This window comes from Dyadobacter sp. 22481 (assembly GCF_052044875.1).
Taxonomy (GTDB): Bacteria; Bacteroidota; Bacteroidia; order Cytophagales; family Spirosomataceae; genus Dyadobacter; species Dyadobacter endophyticus.
In genome coordinates this window covers 552,305-572,168 of sequence record NZ_JBQENV010000003.1, presented here as the reverse complement: position 1 = coordinate 572,168, position 19,864 = coordinate 552,305, and the positions used below count along the sequence as shown (strand labels likewise).

Annotated in this window: 13 protein-coding genes; 6 read left to right on the top strand and 7 right to left on the bottom strand. The window is 46.0% G+C overall.

The window, feature by feature from the left end:
* Window positions 1–120: 120 nt before the first annotated feature.
* Both ACTJJJ_RS21145 and ACTJJJ_RS21140 read left to right on the top strand, forming a co-directional pair.
* On the top strand, window positions 121–1,272 hold the full coding sequence (locus ACTJJJ_RS21145) for a hypothetical protein (protein WP_440702957.1): 1,152 nt from the start codon (window positions 121–123) through the stop codon (window positions 1,270–1,272).
* 731 nt (window positions 1,273–2,003) lie between these two features.
* Complete coding sequence (locus ACTJJJ_RS21140; RefSeq protein WP_440702956.1) at window positions 2,004–2,837, top strand: hypothetical protein; 834 nt, start codon at window positions 2,004–2,006, stop codon at window positions 2,835–2,837.
* A gap of 70 nt (window positions 2,838–2,907) precedes the next feature.
* On the opposite strand, the gene ACTJJJ_RS21135 is transcribed toward ACTJJJ_RS21140, so the two are convergent.
* The 3 genes from ACTJJJ_RS21135 to ACTJJJ_RS21125 form a co-directional block, all read right to left on the bottom strand.
* Window positions 2,908–3,183: a hypothetical protein gene (locus ACTJJJ_RS21135; RefSeq protein ID WP_440702955.1), complete on the bottom strand. Its 276-nt coding sequence runs from the start codon at window positions 3,181–3,183 to the stop codon at window positions 2,908–2,910.
* A 66-nt stretch (window positions 3,184–3,249) separates the two neighbouring features.
* Window positions 3,250–3,750 carry a hypothetical protein gene (locus tag ACTJJJ_RS21130; protein WP_440702954.1) on the bottom strand — a complete coding sequence of 167 codons (501 nt, stop codon included), beginning with the start codon at window positions 3,748–3,750 and terminating at the stop codon, window positions 3,250–3,252.
* A 413-nt stretch (window positions 3,751–4,163) separates the two neighbouring features.
* Window positions 4,164–4,490, bottom strand: coding sequence for a hypothetical protein (locus ACTJJJ_RS21125; protein WP_440702953.1), 327 nt, complete (start codon window positions 4,488–4,490; stop codon window positions 4,164–4,166).
* A 196-nt stretch (window positions 4,491–4,686) separates the two neighbouring features.
* Between ACTJJJ_RS21125 and ACTJJJ_RS21120 the strand changes: the two genes are divergently transcribed.
* A complete protein-coding gene (locus tag ACTJJJ_RS21120; RefSeq protein ID WP_440702952.1) occupies window positions 4,687–5,319 on the top strand; it encodes an FISUMP domain-containing protein in 633 nt (210 codons plus the stop codon).
* Between the two features lie 49 nt (window positions 5,320–5,368).
* On the opposite strand, the gene ACTJJJ_RS21115 is transcribed toward ACTJJJ_RS21120, so the two are convergent.
* The gene (locus tag ACTJJJ_RS21115; protein ID WP_440702951.1) at window positions 5,369–5,572 is read right to left on the bottom strand and encodes a hypothetical protein; all 204 of its coding nucleotides are present in this window, start codon (window positions 5,570–5,572) and stop codon (window positions 5,369–5,371) included.
* Between the two features lie 175 nt (window positions 5,573–5,747).
* Here ACTJJJ_RS21115 and ACTJJJ_RS21110 point away from each other — a divergent pair, with 175 nt between their 5' ends.
* The 3 genes from ACTJJJ_RS21110 to ACTJJJ_RS21100 all read left to right on the top strand — a co-directional run bounded on the left by ACTJJJ_RS21110 (window position 5,748) and on the right by ACTJJJ_RS21100 (window position 7,067).
* Window positions 5,748–6,335, top strand: coding sequence for a hypothetical protein (locus ACTJJJ_RS21110; protein WP_440702950.1), 588 nt, complete (start codon window positions 5,748–5,750; stop codon window positions 6,333–6,335).
* 15 nt (window positions 6,336–6,350) lie between these two features.
* Window positions 6,351–6,584, top strand: a complete 234-nt coding sequence (locus ACTJJJ_RS21105) for a hypothetical protein (protein ID WP_440702949.1) — start codon at window positions 6,351–6,353, stop codon at window positions 6,582–6,584.
* Between the two features lie 117 nt (window positions 6,585–6,701).
* Window positions 6,702–7,067: a hypothetical protein gene (locus ACTJJJ_RS21100; RefSeq protein ID WP_440702948.1), complete on the top strand. Its 366-nt coding sequence runs from the start codon at window positions 6,702–6,704 to the stop codon at window positions 7,065–7,067.
* A gap of 450 nt (window positions 7,068–7,517) precedes the next feature.
* Here ACTJJJ_RS21100 and ACTJJJ_RS21095 read toward each other — a convergent pair whose 3' ends face one another.
* The 3 genes from ACTJJJ_RS21095 to ACTJJJ_RS21085 form a co-directional block, all read right to left on the bottom strand.
* Entirely contained in the window at window positions 7,518–10,754 is a 3,237-nt protein-coding gene (locus tag ACTJJJ_RS21095) for an RHS repeat domain-containing protein (RefSeq protein WP_440702947.1), read from the bottom strand.
* A 131-nt stretch (window positions 10,755–10,885) separates the two neighbouring features.
* Window positions 10,886–19,282, bottom strand: a complete 8,397-nt coding sequence (locus ACTJJJ_RS21090) for an SGNH/GDSL hydrolase family protein (protein WP_440702946.1) — start codon at window positions 19,280–19,282, stop codon at window positions 10,886–10,888.
* Between the two features lie 13 nt (window positions 19,283–19,295).
* Window positions 19,296–19,748, bottom strand: a complete 453-nt coding sequence (locus ACTJJJ_RS21085) for a VOC family protein (protein WP_440702945.1) — start codon at window positions 19,746–19,748, stop codon at window positions 19,296–19,298.
* Window positions 19,749–19,864: the final 116 nt, after the last annotated feature.

Sequence of the window (19,864 nt, the reverse complement as noted above, 5' to 3'; positions counted from 1 at the left end):
CAATGATTAAAGTGTTTTGTTTCACCATACCCAGCCGCGCAGCGGCAATAAGTATTCCGGTTACTATCATACTTTCCGAGATCGTAATGTGTTATTTTACGGGTCTTTAATTCTTTTTGTATGACCAGATTGGAATTTGTTAAATCTCAATGGGAGAAACTGTCGGAGGGGTACCTTAAAAAAAGAACAGGCCTTTCCATTGAAGGGCCGCACGTAGTGATTTCAGAAATCGTATTTGACGAGGAAAACTGGAATGAGTATTCGGCAAAGAGACATGATTTCTTTAAAAGGCTCCTCTGCAGATATTTGAAAGCTCCTCTTATTGATTACATCCCTCGATCGGGCGAGTATCGACAGTTGATACAGGCTTTAAACAGAAAAGATCGTAATGCCATAAATTCACATTCTCGAAACTTGAAGGCGGCATTTGATAATGGGGAATATTTCACACTGCTTTCAAGTTATATACGGGATTTTCTCGAGTCTGAGGCACCTTCGTTTAATAATATTGCAAGGCCCAAAGCGGTAATTAAACAGCTGTACGTAGAACTTGTGCTGAGGGGATATGAGGTCGACGAGATTAAAGAGTTATTTTCAAATATTGTATCGCCCTGCGAAGTCACAGACGGCGGCAAGCTAAATACGAGGTTCCCTGTCTATCTTATCCCTAACCGATGGGACATGTCGGTTCAAGAAGTTGCAGACTTTATCAATCGACTTTCATTCCCCGATCGGTTACTGTACTTGGATCGCCATTTTTTCGCAGATTCTGTTACAGGTTTCTGCGCATTTCATGTAACTGGGCTGGCTATTTCGTCGAGAGTAGAGATTGGAGATGTTCTGTTCCTCCCCCCGGACCAAAAATTTGCAGATTTTAACGGTGTGAAGCTCGACCTTAAGCATTTGAGATTTGTAGATTACGATAAACCAGAAATATATCCAGTTTGTGTGGTGCGTACGAAAGGCGCGACAGGGAAGCAGGCAGCAAGAGAAGCAATTTCAAAGTTTGAAATCGTTCATCGGACCATTCTTTTGTACTTTAGAACTAAGATGCGCATTAAAGCAGAATCGACCTCGTGGGCATTTTACAATTCAGAGGGGACATATAGAACAAATAAATATTCGTCGAAAATTCAAGATCAACAATTCAATGCGTTGAGTTTAACGTCTGAGAAGCTGGTATATATAGAGGATGGAATGTTACCAGTTGTTGGGGCCAAATCAGATACAGAACTTTTAACAGTGCACTTTATTGGTATGGCCGTGCGATAGCTGCAGAGGATTCCGCTGAACAGTTATTGTTTTACTGGATTTCGATCGAATGCCTATTTAATGGTGATGGAATCGATAAGGACACAATTACAGGAGGAACATCGAGTGAAAAAATTGAGTTAATTCTTGCTGTAATCAGTGCCGCAATGTTATTGTCGGAGCTCCATGATCAAATTTGGGACATTTACTATTACTTTTTTGAAAGGGCCTACTGGTTTCAGGAATCGTCGGGAATACCCGAAGATTTGCTTTCCGAATTTCGAGCAGTGGCAGAAGGTAATTCGTTCTTTGTGTGGGATTTCATGGCAATGCTTCCCCGGCTTATTCAATCGGAGAAGGATCCAGTTCTTCGCTCGGAATTCCAGACTTCATTGAATAATTTTACCGATGCAAGGGATCACAGAAAGTTAGTTAATCGTACAGTTGAGCAAGTATCGACAGAAGTTCAATTGTTATATCGATTCCGCAATCTAATAGTTCATAGCGCTTTCAGGGATGAGGTGTTGTTTCCATATTTTACGTGGCTCGCGGGCACATATGCGGGTGTCCTGCTCCGCAGCGTTAGATCTGATCTAAAAAAAAAAAGGCTTGAATGTTGATCAATCCATAAATCGTATGGCAACTACAGTGGAAAAGTATACCAAGATTCTTAGTGAAGGAAAAATAGCATGCTTAGATGATGCTCTAATGAATTCTATATGGTCTTCATAAATAATGAAACTCAATTGATAGTGGAAAACGAAACTTGGATTTTAATTTTTAATTTCTCCTCATTGCTTTTTGCAGTTTTTGCGGCTTTGTCCGGATATGGAATTACGTATTTTGAAACGGCTAAACAGGCAAGAAAGAGCAATGAAGCCTACCCAAACTCACTGATGAAGTATGAGGTGTTCCGAAAAATCTCAAAACGCGGTAAATTGTATTGTCAAATGGCCACCGTCATGTTCGGAATCTTGGTTCCTATCTCAGCATTCATAGCCTCGACGCTGGTTGATAGAGAAGCAAAAATTGAGACCCTAAAGAAAGCGACTAGCGGAACATTGTCGCCGGGTAGCCGTGATCAAGTGCGAAAAATTATTAAGGACGGCTACGCGTTTGTAGAAATTAAGATTGGAAATGGTGTTGGCCGATGGTTTGCAGGGGCGGCAGACGGTGTAATTTTTCGTATAGGTGATGAAATAGGCCTTGGAGTTACAGAGAAATCTGGTAACCTTCTTGTTTCTTTCATAGTTCGAGACAAGTTTGGAGAAATTGTAGCTGAAATGACTGAAAATGAATGGGAATTGAACGAAGAGAATTTCTATAAAAGAAACTATGATGACACGGGGCTAGAAGTAATTGATTCAAAGGGAGATGTTATTTTTCAAATTGAACTTGAAAAGGGCTTAATCAAACTACAAGGGAAACTCTATACACGATCAGGAGGCGGCGCAGCCTTTTACTGCGCCCCAGATGGCGCTGCTGTTATTCAGGGATTCGACTCGACATTCGTTGACTCGATACACATTCAACCGATTTTCAAATACCCAAGTGAGAAATATTTTGGCGTAAGGCTAACCGATTAGAGGAGAGCGCCCATTGGACTATGACAATCGGTGTTAAAGGGCGCATCAAGAAGGATACCTTTTAGCAATATCATGATTTTGCCTGCAAAAGCTCAAACTCCCTCACCGGATCATCGACCCGGCCAGACCATCCGACGTGGTCATCTTGGAAATGACGGCTTCCCCGTCGTTTGCCGTAAGTAGCACCCTTCATGCGTCGCATGTCGGCTTGGATTATGTACGGCACGATCTCCGCGTCCACGCGCAGCTTTTTCACGGCCGGGGCCAGCGTCTTGTCTATCACGCCGACTAATGCCTTAATGATGTTTAGTCGGCGTTTAAGATATGAGTCGAAGACCTCGCGCATGTTCAATATGCATAGCCGAGCGTTTGTGTGTTTTGACCGTGTAATTTCTTTCCCGTACAGGCAAAGCTATGCCAAGGCGTTTACACTGAAATCGTAATACTTTAGGGACTTCAAGTTTATTTTCAAATTGAAGTAACAGCTACCTCCATCGTCGACCAAAAGAAGTCGAGTTCTCCATGGGGTTGAGAAGTCGTCACAAAAGCAGTTTACCCAGACCTCTTTTTCTCCGAGGCTATTTACCACTGCGACCAGTTGTTTTTTGTAGAGTCGATCGTCAAGGTCAATTTTCATGAATTGTAAATCTTGCCTGATCGTCTTATTGTAATTTGCTACGCATACGAGAAGCAAACTATCAATTTGTTCAAGGTCCTGAGGTGTCAGTGTTGCTGGTGATGCGTTCTTGTCAAAGATATACGGCATATCCGTGGCGTCGAATTTAATCGTTGCAATAGTGGTATCTGTCACGATGGCGTTGGCATCTGCTTCGGACTTCTCTTCTCCGTTTGATTCGTCGTTTTGGCAAGATAGTAGGCTTATTAATAATAGAGCGATAAAGAGTCTGGGCATGAGATTTGAATATTAGAAGTATTGGCAACGGAATGAAGCCAAATTACTTAAAACCGCAGAGACGGCCTAGGTATGGCCGGGCAGCGATTGACCAAACGCGGGTCGTTCTAATGATCCCGTCTTATAGATCAGGTGCCACTCTCCCTAGTTCAATGGGGCAATGACTTTTGCAGGCCGGATTTCTGAAATGGAAAGAAATGGTCTTGCAGGTAATATTATTTCAAGAGAGACAGCACAAAGTGCAGGAATATTTCCAAAAAGGATCGACCAACTACACCAACCTCCGAGTCGCGGCTAATCTTTTCGTCTTGTGTATTTTCAGCGTTTGCCGAATTTGAAGCGTTCATACAGGTACGTTCTTAAGGTGGACCTTTCATCTAGACCTCGCCGACAGGAGAACGACGAATGTCTTCTTATTGTATTCTGCTCTGCAATGCTTTCCCAACCGATTTCTCGAAATCAAACCATGGCTGCGCTATTCCTCCGAGAAACATACCGGTGTAAAACATAGCGCCAAAAGCGAATAAATATCCTCCGAGTGTCGGCGTCACGCCTTCGATGGATATCTTGTTGGCGACATTAGAAATCTTGGCACCTATCAACGCATTCTTCTTCACGAGCACATATTTTTCCCGTTTGTCATCGACCAGCTTGTATTTGTAGTCGTGTGAAAGGTCTTGTTCTAGGATTGAAACGAGCTCTTCCCGAGATACGGATCTATTTGTTGTCAGGGTCTTCATGGTTGATAAGTGAGTTATCCCAATATCGAACAATTCCTTGCATGTGGCAATCAGATTGTGATGGACGGGCGAACCGACCTACTTTGAAAAAGAGTGCGAAGCAGCGATTCCGACAAACATGATGTGTTCAAGGTTACAAAAATAACTTCCGGTGGATAAGCGTTGTAATTACCCAACTAAACCTGAAATACCAGTGATGAAACAATACATCTTTACTACACTTGCTTCCTTGTTTTTTACACAGGCAGTAATCGCGCAATCTACCGGTACCTTCACTGACTCGCGAGATGGTCAAACGTATAAAACGATCAGCTTTAAAGAGGCAATGACGGGCAAAACTGTAACCTGGTTGGCACAAAACCTAAACTACAAAGTTGAAGGTAGCCATCCTTATGATGACCATGAGAATAATCGAAACGAATTTGGATTGCTTTACACTTGGGATGCGGCGAAAAAAGCCTGTCCTAGCGGTTGGCATTTACCGACGGATAACGAATGGGCTATGCTTGTGAATCAATTTGGTGGTACGGATATGGCAGGTGAAGCCCTAAAAAGTGTCAAAAGCTGGAATGAAGATGGTAACGGTACTAACAGCAGCGGGTTCGATGCGGTTGCTGGCGGTCACCGAAAGTCTGATGGCAGTTACTTAACTAAAGGTGTTCTCGGTATCTTTTGGACGTCCTCACTTAATACTTCGACTGATAATGCATGGGGATGGAACTTTCACTATGGTGGTCCTCCTAGTAGCAATAAAAAAAATCTGAAAAAAGCATTCCGTTGGGATATCCCAATTTCTAGCGGACTCTCAGTTCGTTTGGTCCGGGATTGAGTTGTTTACATATCTTCATACGTCTTCTCTGCTTTTATCTAAGGAATGGCTAGGTTGTATTGCCCTCGTTAGCTTCTTCGTATAGCACATTGCGGTCGCGGCGCTTGGTTCGGTCCATGACGTCGTGGCCGGTCACAAACCACTGGCTTTGGAGTTTCTTGGTGTCGGGCTGATCTGCCTGGGAGGTGAGGGTTTCGATGGTCTTGGCGATATCGCCGCCGTCGATGACGAACTGAAGGTCTTGGTAATTCATTGGATATAGTGTGACTTAATTTAAGGGGAAATGTAGGTAATATATCTATTGTTGCTGTTGTCAAGCAGCGCTTCCGAGCAATACAATGTCAGTGAATAAAAACTATTTTGACATTTAATTGGATTGTACTAAGATTACCGACAGTTACTACCTTTGAAATCAACTCTCGCCACGAATGAACCCTTTTCTTTTATCTATTCCGATCAATCAAATTGACATGGGGTCTATTTTGGCACTCGTGCTCAGTTCGGGGGCGGTTTCCGCTCTTGTGTCCAAATTGGTAGTTGAGCGAATGAAGTCGTTTTGGAAACATAATGCGGACCTCAAGATCGAGTCATTGAAAGGTGAGATTTCTCAGAATAACTCAATTGTACTATCCTTGATAGGACAAAGCGGGCAGTCCAGACAGAAGATGGTTGAAAAGCAGATTGAATCCGTTCAGGTCTTATGGGAGTGCACGAAGAAAATCAGTGGCTCGGTACCCTCTCTCATTTCGACCGTAAATAACATCCTGACTCACGAAGAGGTGTCTAATGGCGCCTTAAAGCATCGACGAAGGGGACTTTCATTCGAAGAGGAGATTCTTGCGATAGATAAGATAGGGTACTTCGATAGTGCTTTCAAGAACTTAGAACGGCTTCAAAGCCTTTGTCCCTTTATAGGGCCTCGGCTCAACATCTTGGTGACAGCCTACAATGCTATGATCGGCCGTATGGTCTATTTGCTCATAAATGCCGCTGAGACAGAAAAATATGTCACCTGAAATACAGATTCCGGTATGATTCAAATTTTCGGCAACGTACTCACGCAGGATGAGATAGAGTTTATGCAAAAAGGGAGCGGCATCCATGGATTTAATATTATCGTGAACCTGATGGAGCAAAAAATACTTAATGAGATTTCCAGACTGTTCTCAGGCGAATCAGTTATTAGTGATGCAATCGCTATTGTGGACAAGATGAAATCAATTGAAACGGCAGGTCGCGAACAGCTGGTAGAATCGGAAGGTTGAGTACTTATTGGTACTTTGAGTCTAGATAATTGGACGAAACGATTGAATACAAATCCTCGTCGCCGTTGGAGTCGCGAAATAGTAGGACTATTAGGAGGTATAAATCAAAAATGCAGAATGGTGCTACCAGAGAACAAAAAAATACTTGGTTCCATTTCGAAAGAGCAGCTTGTCAGGCAAATCCAAAGCTTTGGGAATCTAGATCAACGCCAAATGTCCTATGAAGATGTGCAGCGTGAGATTTTGAAAGCAATCAGCTTAGACCTTGGCGGTGGCCGTTCTGAGACAACCCTATTGCGCAAACCGCGGGTGATTCCTGCTGGGTCAACATTCTTCCGGGTGAGGTACATGGGCGAGGACATGAATGTAATCAAGACTAAGATGTGTGTCTCTGATCATGCTTGGAGCCCTAAACCGGAACATGTCCAAAAGCTTGGTCGGCTGAACAAAGTTAGCGAACCTCTTCTTTACGTTGCCGCTTAGATAAACCCAAAGGAAGCTGAGAAGTCTGCGAATATGGTACTCGACAAAAAAACTCCAAACTAAGCTCCTAGTGCCTTGACTATCAGCTTTTCCCGGCAAAATTGAGTAATGGCAAATGCAATTATAGCTACGAAAAAAACCCACTCTCCATACCTAATCACCCAGTAAATAAAAGGGCCACTAGTAACAATCCATTCAATCAAGAGCTTTTGCCTTAGGTTGTTTTGTTTTCTAACAATTAGCAACAAATCCAGAATAATCAACGATGCTACGAATAAACCCCAGAAGATTATGCCATAGAGACACACTAGGATCAAGCCAGCGATTACTGACTGAAAGATACTATAGTCGAGATCGTTGTTAAGTTGGTTTGAAGTAACAGCGTAGAAAAGAGTGACGATGAAAACACCTAATATATTAATCCAATTTGAGGCTATTATCTTCATGGTATCAAGGCTGTGAGGTTGATTTTTGACGATTCATATTGTTCCACTCAGCAACGGTATAGGTTTTATCTCCTTGCTTCACACCAGTGAAATGGCCTTTATTGTCCATTGTCACAGTAAAGTTGGCCGACATCATTGCTCGATCATTGTTATCGCCCATAAGGTGGGTAAACGGCCCGATTGTACCCGCATTAGCCGGGCTAACACCAATGAACAATTGACTTCCTTCGGTATCGCCGATAAGTGTTTCGGCTGCTGGGAAAGCATCGCCTGTTTGCACTGCATTTACATCCAATGTTCCTGCCTTCACATTTTCAGTCACTGTAAAATCAGTTTTTACATTTATATCGGGAGAACCCGCTACTAGCGGATTGTGCCCAGCCATTGAAGAAGTAAAAGAAGCGGTATTACTTCCATCTTTGTTTGTAGTTGATGTAAAATTAGATATGGTACCTCTGTCATCGCTTGCAACTGCAGTTCCTAATATTGGGTGTGAAGACGGGCTAGACGATGCTCCTTGATTTGAATAAAAATGTTTGGAGGGATCAACAGTAAATGAATGGGAGAGCCTTGCAGTTGCATTTGATGCCGTACTATAACCTCTATTATCTCCCTTAAACCAACCACCAAATTCTCTAAATGGAGCAAACGATCGGACATTAAACGACCACGGCCACATCCCATCTGGATCAATAAAACGCATTGGGTTATTAAAACCATAACTGTAAGGACTCCATCGTCTCATTTTCTCACTCATCGGATCAGGTACCATCCACCTGCTGATCGTCGGGTCATACATCCTTGCCCCGTAATCCAGCCAGTTGGTCTCCGGCTGTTTTTCCTTACCGTTGTAAAGATACTTATTCGTCCCTGCCATCCTGGGTATCGCCAGCCCAAATGGAAAATACTCCGTCTCCTGCAAAAGCGTACCTGCCTCATTAATTACTTGCCGCGTGTTGCCCAGGTGATCTTTCAGGTAATATTGAAACGAATAATCATTGATACTGTTGCCGTTGTTAGTGATAGCAATCTGACCTTCCTCCGTCGCAATCCTGGTGATATAATTGCTACTGTTGTATTCAAAGATTCCGGCGTATTTGGTGTTGTCGGTACTGCGCTGCATCCGTAGCTTCGAGCCGGTGGCATCGTAGTGGTACTGCATGGTGATGCCATTGATCACCACCTCCCTGGGGAGGTTCAGAATATTGTATCGTATGCCTCCGTTTGCTATACCACGGTTTTGGTCTTGAATAAGGTTCCCGTTCCCGTCGTAATCATAATCGGTGCCGGTAGCCGAAGAGCCATTATTAAAGCCTTCCGCCGTTCCCGTATCGGTCACTTTGTTCAAGCGGTTGCCATTAGGATAATCATAGGTGAGATTATCCCAGGTTGCAGCACCATTTTTGCGCTGCAACCCTTTGATATTTCCGTTAAGGTCATAGGACGAAACCGTTTCGCTGTAATCGTTGCTTAATCCCTCTCCTTTTGTCAAACGGTTTGCGTCGTCATAAGTAAATTTGTAACCCACCCAGGCACTGCCACGCTTCCAGAGCATGTCGCCAATATTGCCATTGTATTGCGGGATCGTACCATTCACATATTTTAGTTCCACTCCAAAGTTCTCCCCGGCGCTGGTCTTGCCCGTTACTTTGCTCATCCAGCCTCTTGGAATGTAACTGTAGTCCAATTGCTCCCGGAAAGTGCTGGCATTTGTCGAATTCAGAAACTTTTTCTTGAGCTGTCCGAGGCCATCGTATCGACTCGCAGCGATCACAATGTTCTTCTTCTCGGTGCCATCTCTTTTTACGATATAGCGGGTGCTGAGCAAACGGTCACCGTGATCGTACTCGTACTGCTTTTCAACCGTGTGCTCTCCCGTACTCACTTTTTGCAGGATAAGCTCCTTTTCCACACGGCCGTCGAAACGTAACTGCCTTGTTACATGCTCATAATTGTTATTAGTACCACCCAGGTCAAAAAGATCCCGGATCGTCTGGATCACGTTCAACCGCTCGTCGTAAAAGGTTGTAGCATAAAGCCAAACGTCATTCACATCGTCATAATCGCCAGTCGGCTTTAATACCCGTGTAGCGGTTACGGTGACCCTTCCTTTAACATTCAATGTGCGCTCGGGAGGATAACCGTTGCCGTAGCTGCCGACAAAAGTCTTGGCCCCGCCAAAGGACGGGGTATAATTATCATAGTGCGTTTTCACCAGCGCCCGGTAGGCTGTACCCACTTTCTCCCCTGTTTCGATCACACGGTCGAGCTCGTCATACTTAAAATAGGCGATCTTATTATTGCCGTCCTTGCTTTCGATCAACCGGTCCCGGCTATCGTAAGTCATTAGTGTCGTACCCCCTCCCGGAACATATTTGCTATCCAACAGCCCGCGATCATTGTAGGTGTATTTAAACGCATATTTGGTAACACTGGCCTCCCGCTGATACTCCGGCTGCAAGACAAACCTAAGCCGTGAGAGATCATCATAGACATAATATGTTTTCTGCCACGTAGCCGCAGTAGCGCCCACAGATCTGATGGATAGCACTGATTTGAGCACCACGCTACCATTTTTGTCTTTGTACTCAATGCTCAGGTTGCCGTTTTCATCCGTAGTGCTCGTTGTGGATAACTGACTGGCCCCATAGTACGCATTATCGTCCACCAAACTATTGTCGGTGGCAACTTTATACAACCGGACTTCGCTTGCAGCGTTGACCCCGTATTCCAGCGCAACGGAACGATCCGAGCCTACCGCAAACTGCTTACTTATGCGGTTTAAAGGCGAGGCCTCATAATCGGTCAGGGCATACCCCCGGGCATTGTTTTGGTCGAAATTGGTGGAAACATTATAGAATGCCACCGATTTACCGGCGGCACCGGCAACAAATCTTCCATTTCCAGCAGAACCTGACACATATTCCTCTGGGTAAGGTGCATACACCTTCGAAACCCGACCCAACGCATCGTACTCGGTATGGCTAACCAGGTCGGCAGAACGTCCGTTGGAAACCAGCGGGCTTGCCTGGGCTGAAATGTTCTGCAAAGGGCGCCCCAGGCCATCAAAATAGACCACCTCCTGGGTCGCTTCCTTGATATTGCCACTGACAGTAGTTTTAACACCTTTGTAAGTACGTTCCAGCACAAAGTTCTTATCCGTACTCTGACCGAAAAGCCCTGGCGAATAAAGAGCTGCCACCAATAGCAGAAAGCGAAAATAAGTAACCGATTTTATCATTATTATTGAAAAATGATCTTCTTAATAAAAAATACCTTTAACGTCGCACTCACTACTACCAATAATCCTAATTCGCAAATGGTAGAGATGAGTCATAATCTGTTAGTCTGTTGGAGACTCCCTCCAATTTCCTAAGGAGCGGTCAGGGTGACGGTAATATAATCGGTTGTGTACGTAGCAGCCGCCGTCTTGACCACGGCATAAAAGCGGTAGGTGCCCGGAGCAAGAGGAGGAGGTGTTATCCACTTCCCGTTGGCGGTCCCCTCCTGAGCAGACAGCTTATAAACACCTGGTAGACTGGCATCAGCTACCGCATATCCCATCCGGGTATCGAATCCTCCGGTACTAGTTTGCGCCCGAATCTCTACGCTGGTGATGGCAGAACCTGTGGGTGCACAAGTGGTGACGCTGATGGCAGTGATTACCCTGCCAGCAGTAGTGGTGCTGGCCGTACCCACCACGCTTGCGTTATTGGCTGGCGAGATCACGCTGCCCGTCAGGGCAGGACAACCTGTTATAGGAGGGGCAGTGAGGGTAATCGTATTGTAACTAGTGGTGAACGTTGTGGTCGCAGTTTTTACTTTGGCATAAAAGCGATAGGTGCCCGGATCGAGTAAAGCTGTCGGCCACTTCCCGTTGACACTGCCCTCCTGGGCGAATAGTGTGTAAACACCTGGTTGACTGGCATCAGCAATTGCATAGCCCATCAAGTTATGGAATGTGTCGGAAGTAGTCGACGCCCATATTTCTACGCTGGTGATGGTAGAACCTGCTGGGGCACAAGTGTTGACGCTGATAGCGGTGATCACCCTGCCGGCTGTAACAGTGCTGGGCGTACCCACCACGCTTGCGTTGTTGGCTGGCGAGATCACGCTGCCCGTCAGGGCAGGACAGCCTGTTACAGGAGGGGCAGTGAGGGTAATCGTATTATAATTAGTGGTGAACGTTGTGGTCGCAGTTTTTACTTTGGCATAAAAGCGATAGGTGCCCGGATCGAGCAAAGCTGTCGGCCACTTCCCGTTGGCGCTACCCTCTTGAGCAGATAGCTTGTAAACACCTGGTTGACTGGCATCAGCAATTGCATAGCCCATCAAATTATGGAATGTATCGGAAGTGGTTGATGCCCAGATCTCCACGCTGGTGATGGTAGAACCTGCTGGGGCACAAGTGTTGACGCTGATAGCGGTGATCACCCTACCGGCTGTAACAGTGCTGGCAGTACCCACCACGCTGGCATTGTTGGCTGGCGAGATCACACTGCCCGTCAGGGTAGGACAACCTGTGACAGGAGGCGCAGTCAGTGTAACGGTAATGTAATTGGTGATCACTGTAGCAGTCGCCGTCTTGACCACGGCATAAAAGCGGTAGGTGCCCGGATCTAGCAAAGCTGATGGCCACTTCCCGTCGGCGCTCCCCTCTTGAGCGGACAATTTGTAAACACCTGGTTGACTGGCATCAGCTATTGCCTTACCCATCAGGTTATGGAATGCATCAGAAGTAGTTGACGCCCATATCTCCACGCTGGTGATGGCAGTGCCTGCGGGGGCACAAGTGCTGACGCTGATGGCAGTGATCACCCTGCCCGGGGTGGTTGTACTGGCAGTACCCACTACACTGGCGTTGTTGGCGGGAGAAAGCACACTCGCCGTCAGGCTAGGGCAGCCTGCACCCAAATCAAGTCCTGCGTAGTTCTGTGGGCCAGCGGCAGTCCCATGCCAAAAGTTTGTCAGTTGACCATCAAAAACTAAACTATAGCCGTACTTGGCAGGATCATTGGTAAAAGCGGCTGAGGATCCAAATTTTAACCCGCTTAATTTTACATTTCCATTGTAAAATTCCAGCTCTTTTAATTCTCCATGGCAATTGGGACCTGCTAAGAACCGTAGGTATCGCCAGGCAGTACTTGTTTGAACAGAATATTCATTCCATCCGGCAATTGGCGTCTGATTAATCGTCGCTAATGTAGTCCATCCATTGGCATTGGACATATCGTTTGATCCTTGGATAACACTACCGGTTATACGGTCAATACAACAATCCGTGCGGGGGTAGAATCGGACCTTAGTGATATTGCTCGTAGCAGCAGGTGCAGTCAGCGTCACCGTAATGTAATTGGTAGTGAACGTAGTGGCAGCAGTTTTTACTTTGGCGTAAAAGCGGTAGGTGCCCGGATCTAGCAAAGCTGCGGTCCACTTCCCGTCCACACTTCCCTCTTCAGCCAACAGCTTATACACACCTGGTTGACTGGCATCAGCTATTGCCTTGCCCATCAGGTTATGGAATGTATCAGAAATAGTTGACGCCCAAATTTCAACGCTGGTGATTGCAGTCCCTGCGGGGACACAAGTACTAACGTTGATGGGGGTGATCACCCTGCCGATAGTGGTAGTGCTGGCAGTACCCACCACACTGGCGTTGTTGGAGGGTGAAAGCATACTCGCCGTAAGGCTAGGGCAGCCTGTACCCAAATCAAGTCCTGCATAATTCTGAGGGCCGGGAGCTGTTCCGTGCCAGGAATTTGTCACCAGGCCATCAAAAGCTATACTGTATCCATAGTTGGCCGGATCGTTGTTGTAAGCTGACGGCGATCCAAATTTTGTACCGGTCAATTTCACATTTCCATTGTAAAATTCCAATTCTTTCAATTCTCCGTAGCAGTTGGCGCCCGCTAAGAAGCGTACGTACCGCCAGTTCGTAGTCGTTTGAATAGCATACTCGTTCCATCCGGCGGCTGGCGTCTGACTAATCGTAGCCAACGTAGTCCACCCATTAGCATTGGATATATCGTTTGATCCTTGAATAACACTACCGACGATACGGTCCATACAGCATTCGGTACGGGGGGACAGCCGAACCTTGGTGATATTGCTCGTGACAGCAGGTGCAGTCAGGGTAACTGTAATGTAATCGGTTGTGAGCGTGGCGCTCGCTGTGTTTATTTTGGCATAAAAGCGATATGTGTCCGGATCAAGATAAGCAACCGGCCACTTCCCATTGGCGGAGCCCTCCTCAGCAGATAGCTTGTAAACACCTGGTTGGCTGGCATCAGCGATTGCATAGCCCATCCGGTTAGGGAATCCACCTGTACCGGTTGCAGCCCAGATTTCTACACTGGTGATGGTAGTACCCGTGGGGACACAAGTGGTAACACTGATGGCCGTGGTTACCCGTCCGGTGGTTGTAGTGCTGGCAGTACCCACTACACTGGCGTTGTTGGCGGGAGAAAGCACACTCGCCGTCAGGCTAGGGCAGCCTGCACCCAAATCAAGTCCTGCGTAGTTCTGTGGGCCAGCGGCAGTCCCATGCCAAAAGTTTGTCAGTTGACCATCAAAAACTAAACTATAGCCGTACTTGGCAGGATCATTGGTAAAAGCGGCTGAGGATCCAAATTTTAACCCGCTTAATTTTACATTTCCATTGTAAAATTCCAGCTCTTTTAATTCTCCATGGCAATTGGGACCTGCTAAGAACCGTAGGTATCGCCAGGCAGTAGTTGTTCGAATGGCATACTCGTTCCATCCGGCAACTGGCGTCTGACTAATCGTAGCTAGTGTAGTCCAACCATTGGCATTGGATGTATCGTTTGATCCTTGGATAACGCTACCGGTAATACGGCTAATGCAGCAAGCATCCGTACGGGGGTACAACCTGACCTTAGTGATATTGCCCCCAATATTTGATGGCAATTCGACATTTCTAACTTTACTCCAGATCCGGTCGGCGATCTCTAACATCCCGGCATCACCCGGGTGCCGGTCACCTGTATTATTAGGGAAGGCGGCCATGGATACCGGGTCGTTTCCGGCCAGATAAACAGGGTTTGAGATCATATCGCTCAGACTTATGAAGGGCAATCCACGCTCGTTGGCCACTTGCTGAATTTTTTGATCGGCGAGCGGTTGATCCGGCCACATGGAATTGGTCACGATCACTTTTGCACCAGGGGCACTTACTTCCAGGATTTTATTGATTAAAGTATTATACCCTCCTTTGAAATTGTTAAGCTCGACCTCGGAATTAAGCACATTTTCCCCCAATCGGATGATGACTAAGTCCGGTTTCCAGGATGACGACCCAAAGCTGTTGGCAATACGGTTCTGAAGGGCCGTAAAATTGTAGGTAACCCAACCCGCAGGGCTGCTGATATAATCCCGTTCAAAGGGCGCTTCCCACAACGGCAGCACCTGCGCGTTAGGATCGAGTTGTTTAAAACGGGTTTCCAGGATATGCGCAAAGTCTTTTGCCTGTGTGGACGAAGCCCGTCCCCAACCTCCGGCTGCACTTAGGGCAGGCGATTGCCAGCCATCCGTGCCCGACTGTGCTATTAATTTGGTAATGCTGTTCCCCACAATGACTACCCGGCTATAATTGGGAGGAGTACAACCAGACGTCTGGTTTAGAACTATCGTATTCGAAAAACTACTATAAGAGCTACCTGACTTAGAGCGCACCTTGTAAACCCCGGCGATCGTCGCTACATATTGCGTCTGGCCTGGCTGCGTGCCGCTGATCAGCACATCGTTAAGGTACCATTCCAATTGTCCGCTGAAACCAGAGGCTGTCAAGGTTATCGGCGCGCCATTTGCGCAGACATCCCCATTGGTACTTTTATGCAAAGTTGGGGTGATCAGCGTGGTCGCACATGGCAGGCTGATCCCTACAAAATTGCTGTTGCCCGGGTGGCCCACAGGAAGAACATACTCAGCATGCCATTGGGTAGTCTCATTGCCGTCGATGGCATTTGCCCAGCCCTGGTTAGCTAAATTCGGCTCAGAACCAAAGCCTGTGCCGGACAAGGCAGTTTCAGTTCCATTTGCTGCATAATAAAAACGGATCTCCTTAAGGTCACCCACCCCGTCAGTAGCTCTCGCATTATACCGGATATGAGGATAATTATTAGGGTTATTAAAATTGGCCGTAAGCCATGTGCCGACAGGCGCAGAGCTAGGGAATTGATAAAGCACTTCCCAATCCATCCCGTTGGCGGAGCCCTGTATCGTGGCCCCCACTAACCTCCCATGATTTGCATCCCGCCACAGCAATTTTACGAGGTTGGCTGTACATTGGTTGGTGCCACCACCAGAAACTAGGTCAGGAGTGCTTGGCGCAACTACTGCCGGGTCATCTACAATTCCATTTTCCCAACCTCCCTGATTCGCCAAGTTATAGTGAAAGCTCTTGATTAGGTTACCGGTACTATTGTTTTCGCGGATGTCAGAAAGGCGGCTAAATTTATCATAGTTGTACCAGGTAACCTTGCCAGCCGGATCTGTAATTGACTCGACCCCAACGAGCGATTTATAGTCATAGGTGGTCTTTGCGGAAACCGTTGTTCCATCAGCTTCCGTTCTTGATTTTAGAAGGTCGGTTTTACCTACATCTGTTGTACCGTAATATTCCAGTTTGGTGGTAGCGCCCCCGTTTTCCTTGTAAGTCAAAAGATTACCCCGGGTATCGTAGCTCAGAAATTCCGCCCGGTTAACTATCGGACCGCTACCTATCTTTTTATCGACCTTCTTTGGCACATATATGCTGCCACTCGAGTTGAAATATTCGGTGTTGATCCAGCTTATTGCCGCTCCATTCTCAATACCGGTTGTTTCTTCGATGACCGGATTAACCATGTTTTTGGTCACCATATCCAGATAAACCTGGCTTGAATAGTCAAAAGGGTATTTGTAGCTGGTAACTATCTTTCGGCCCCTGCTATCTGTGGCCTTGGTCTGGCTGAGTTGGGTGTAGTTGGTATTGTTATAAAAGTATTCCTTGGTAGTTTCGACAAGTGTACCCGGGGTTTTCAGGTCGTATATTTTTGTTTTTTCACTCTTTAAGTAGTTCCAGTTCTTTATCATGGCCGGGTAGAAGAACCCGTGCCTCTTTTCATAGCCGATAGCCCCACCTATGAATGTAGGAACAGTTCTTAGCTCAGCTGCATATTGGTATGTAGGCGTACTAAAGGAATATTCATATTCTGTTTCCTTAACCTTGACAAAGCCGGAACCCGATTTCACAAAATCCTCTTGTCTCAACAGGTTACCGTTTGACTTGAAGGGTTTACTGGAAATAGCCGGAGGCCGGAAGTAAAGGAAATTATTGACCACATCGGATTGATTCTCGTAGTAAAAAATAGACTGGCCGCTTTCGCCGCTTCCCCCATAGCTTACAACCACCCGATCGTAGCCGACTACGGATCCGCCGGCCGAGGTGTTTAATGGAATGATGCTGTTTGAAGTGCGGAAGATGGCAAAATAATCTTTGTACTGATAAGCAGCACCTCCGAGACTTTGCTTACACCACCTTTGTTCCGCATAGGTGTATTGTGGCTTGGTCATCAACCTCCCGGTTGACTTTTCGATGGTTTGCCCATTTACGATCTCGGCAACTCTGTAAGAAAATGTTCGCACATTACTTTGCACGCCATCATTAGCAGTAATGGTTTTCAAGCGTAGGCCTCCCGCATTTTTCATGGACCCTTCTGTGGCCTCCAAAGGCTCATACCAGTAAAAATGAAAGGAGAAATCAGCAACCTCAAACCCGGTCCCATCACTGGCCTTCGTACGCAAGATATATTTACCCGGCATTATATTATAGATCGTGTTGGTATGGCCCACACCCATCGTCATACCATTCTGGCCGCACCCTTTACTAATACAGGGAGAAGGCAGGCCATTCGTGTTGTCTGTACATTCCTGCATGGTAAACATATCATATGTCCCGATAGACAACCCTGTTGACTTTTCTATTAATTCAAAGTACACCTTCCCCGATTGGCCTGACAATGTATTGCACGACGTTAGATTGCTTAACCTCACATAGCCGTTTAGTCTTAGGTTGGTCGTCAGCTTATCGGGACCAGTTGCCGCTTTGGAAAAATCAACTTCAAAATCCTGAACCACGCCTTTCTGGTTCATGTTATAGAGTCGGAGAACGTTCTTCTCTGCCAGGGTCCCTCCTAAATTACCAGCAAATGAATAGTCGCTTTTATTAGAATTATTAACGTCGTATTCATGGGCCTCATAATTGAACTCCGAATATCCACCGGTAGGGTATGTAATCTTTTTCAAGCTAAATGCCTTGAGGTAATTCGGGTCAGTATCCCTTTGAGTTCCCGTTAATTGCCCGAAATAATACCGCAAGTCGTCAGAGGATTGACCAATAGGAACATGGGTAGGAATCAGACTTGTATTGCCTTGCTTTCCATTATAGTACCCCCAATGGTCCTGTGCGAACGACGTTTTTGCCGGCAAATCATAGGATCCGGTGGCACTTTCAAAATATTCGAAAACGTGAGGTTTTAGAGCGCTTCCATCCGTAGATTTCTCTGTTAATGACAACAACTTCAGCCTTTTGGATACAGAACCACTTCCATCGCTGGTGGCTGGAACGTCGACATCCGCTGTTCCATTAAAATAAGCATAGTTAAAATCGTAAGTTTTTAAAATCGTCTTTACGCCACCGGGCTTATTGTATACTTCAACCGTTTTAAGCCTTTTGTCGTAAGACAGGTCTTCCCTGTTTTCGAAAATAAACTTCACCGAACCATTCTGGAAGGTAATTTCATTCAAATAAACGGTTGAAATATATTTGGGTGGGATACGCTCAATCGTATGGGGCTGAATAGGTGCCTGGCCTTCGCCGCTACTGCAAGTTTCCCCAAGCACCATTACTCCCAAAGTTTCTGTGATGGCGCCCTGAGGGTAATTAAATGCATTAGCTATCGTATTATAGCTAAGGTTAATCGTAGCGCCATCTGTAGAGGTTACCTGTGAAAGATACCACGACGAAACTGATGTTCCGCCGCTGGCATATTTGAATGTCTCTTTCTGGTTAAACAAATACGTCGTTCCGTCAGGCGTCTTTATTTCCCAGGAAATATCAGCGCCATTGTTTGCTTCGAGCATCTTGATACGAATGTCACTCTTTTCGTTCATGATGATCTCCTTGGTCCTGCTTATAATAAACTTTCCGGAATATCCTGCGAAATTAAAATTGTAGACATCCGGTTCATATTCATTGTCAGTACCGTCTTCCACCTTCAGAGACAGTGGGCCTGGACCGGATTGCTGAGAGTAAAAATCAAAACTGAATTTGCTCTGGTCGCCACTTACCGCTGTTCCTGCTTGCAAATACGACTTTGGGAAATAGTTGGTCGGCAGGTTATTGTTGGTACTGAAATACCTGCTCAGGGTAAAGTCGTCTTCGCCCATTATCGTCCTGGAAATAACTCCCCCCGCATTCAAAGCCCAACCCAAACCGACCTGGCTGGCCTCGTCAGCCACTTTAATACCAGAAGGGTGGTAGCTGATCGATATGGGCAGGCTTGCCTTCCCGTCCTGCACTGCGTAAATCGGAATAGATATATTGGCAGTACCTGTGTAATAACTGACAGGGATATCAACATACCTGGTTAAACTGGCCGCCTGAGGCGACGGCGGAACGACCTTCGGTATATAACTATCGGTAGTTTGACCGAATGCTCCTACCCAGACTGTCAGGAAAAATAAAAGGGCAAATCTAAAAGTATTCATGAAGTAATATTTTTTACCGGGGTAACAATTCAATAACATAGCCATCCAAATCATTGATGAATTTCCGCTTGGGCTTGCCAGCGCCATTATTCGATTTTTCCTTCGTTTTGATTTTTTCACCAGTCAGGTAGGCCTGATATTTCTCCAATAAGTTCGCTGGAACTGTTACCCTTATATGTGGCCTGTCCAATGAATCCGGGTTAATGTATTGTACACGTCCGATCTTAAGAATGATATCCATTCCATTCTCCATTTTCAAAAACCGCCGCACCTGCCGCATGTCTTCCGGTATCTTCACGGGCTCCGCACCAAAAACCTTCTCGTAATAAGCCTCACTTTTATCAAGATCGATAACCGGTATGATAATCGGCCTGTCGGAGGTGATCGAGTACTCTTTTGCCTTCTTTTGCCCAAACGCATAACCGCAGCAGCAGAGAATTGTTAAGACTAAACCTATTCTTTTCATTCTTTGTTAATTATACCTTTCTGGAAAATTTTATAAACACAAGCGGTAATATCCACACTGCATTTCTGCGGAGTAAATACAAACTGGCGCCCTTGCAAAGGAGAATGGAACATTAA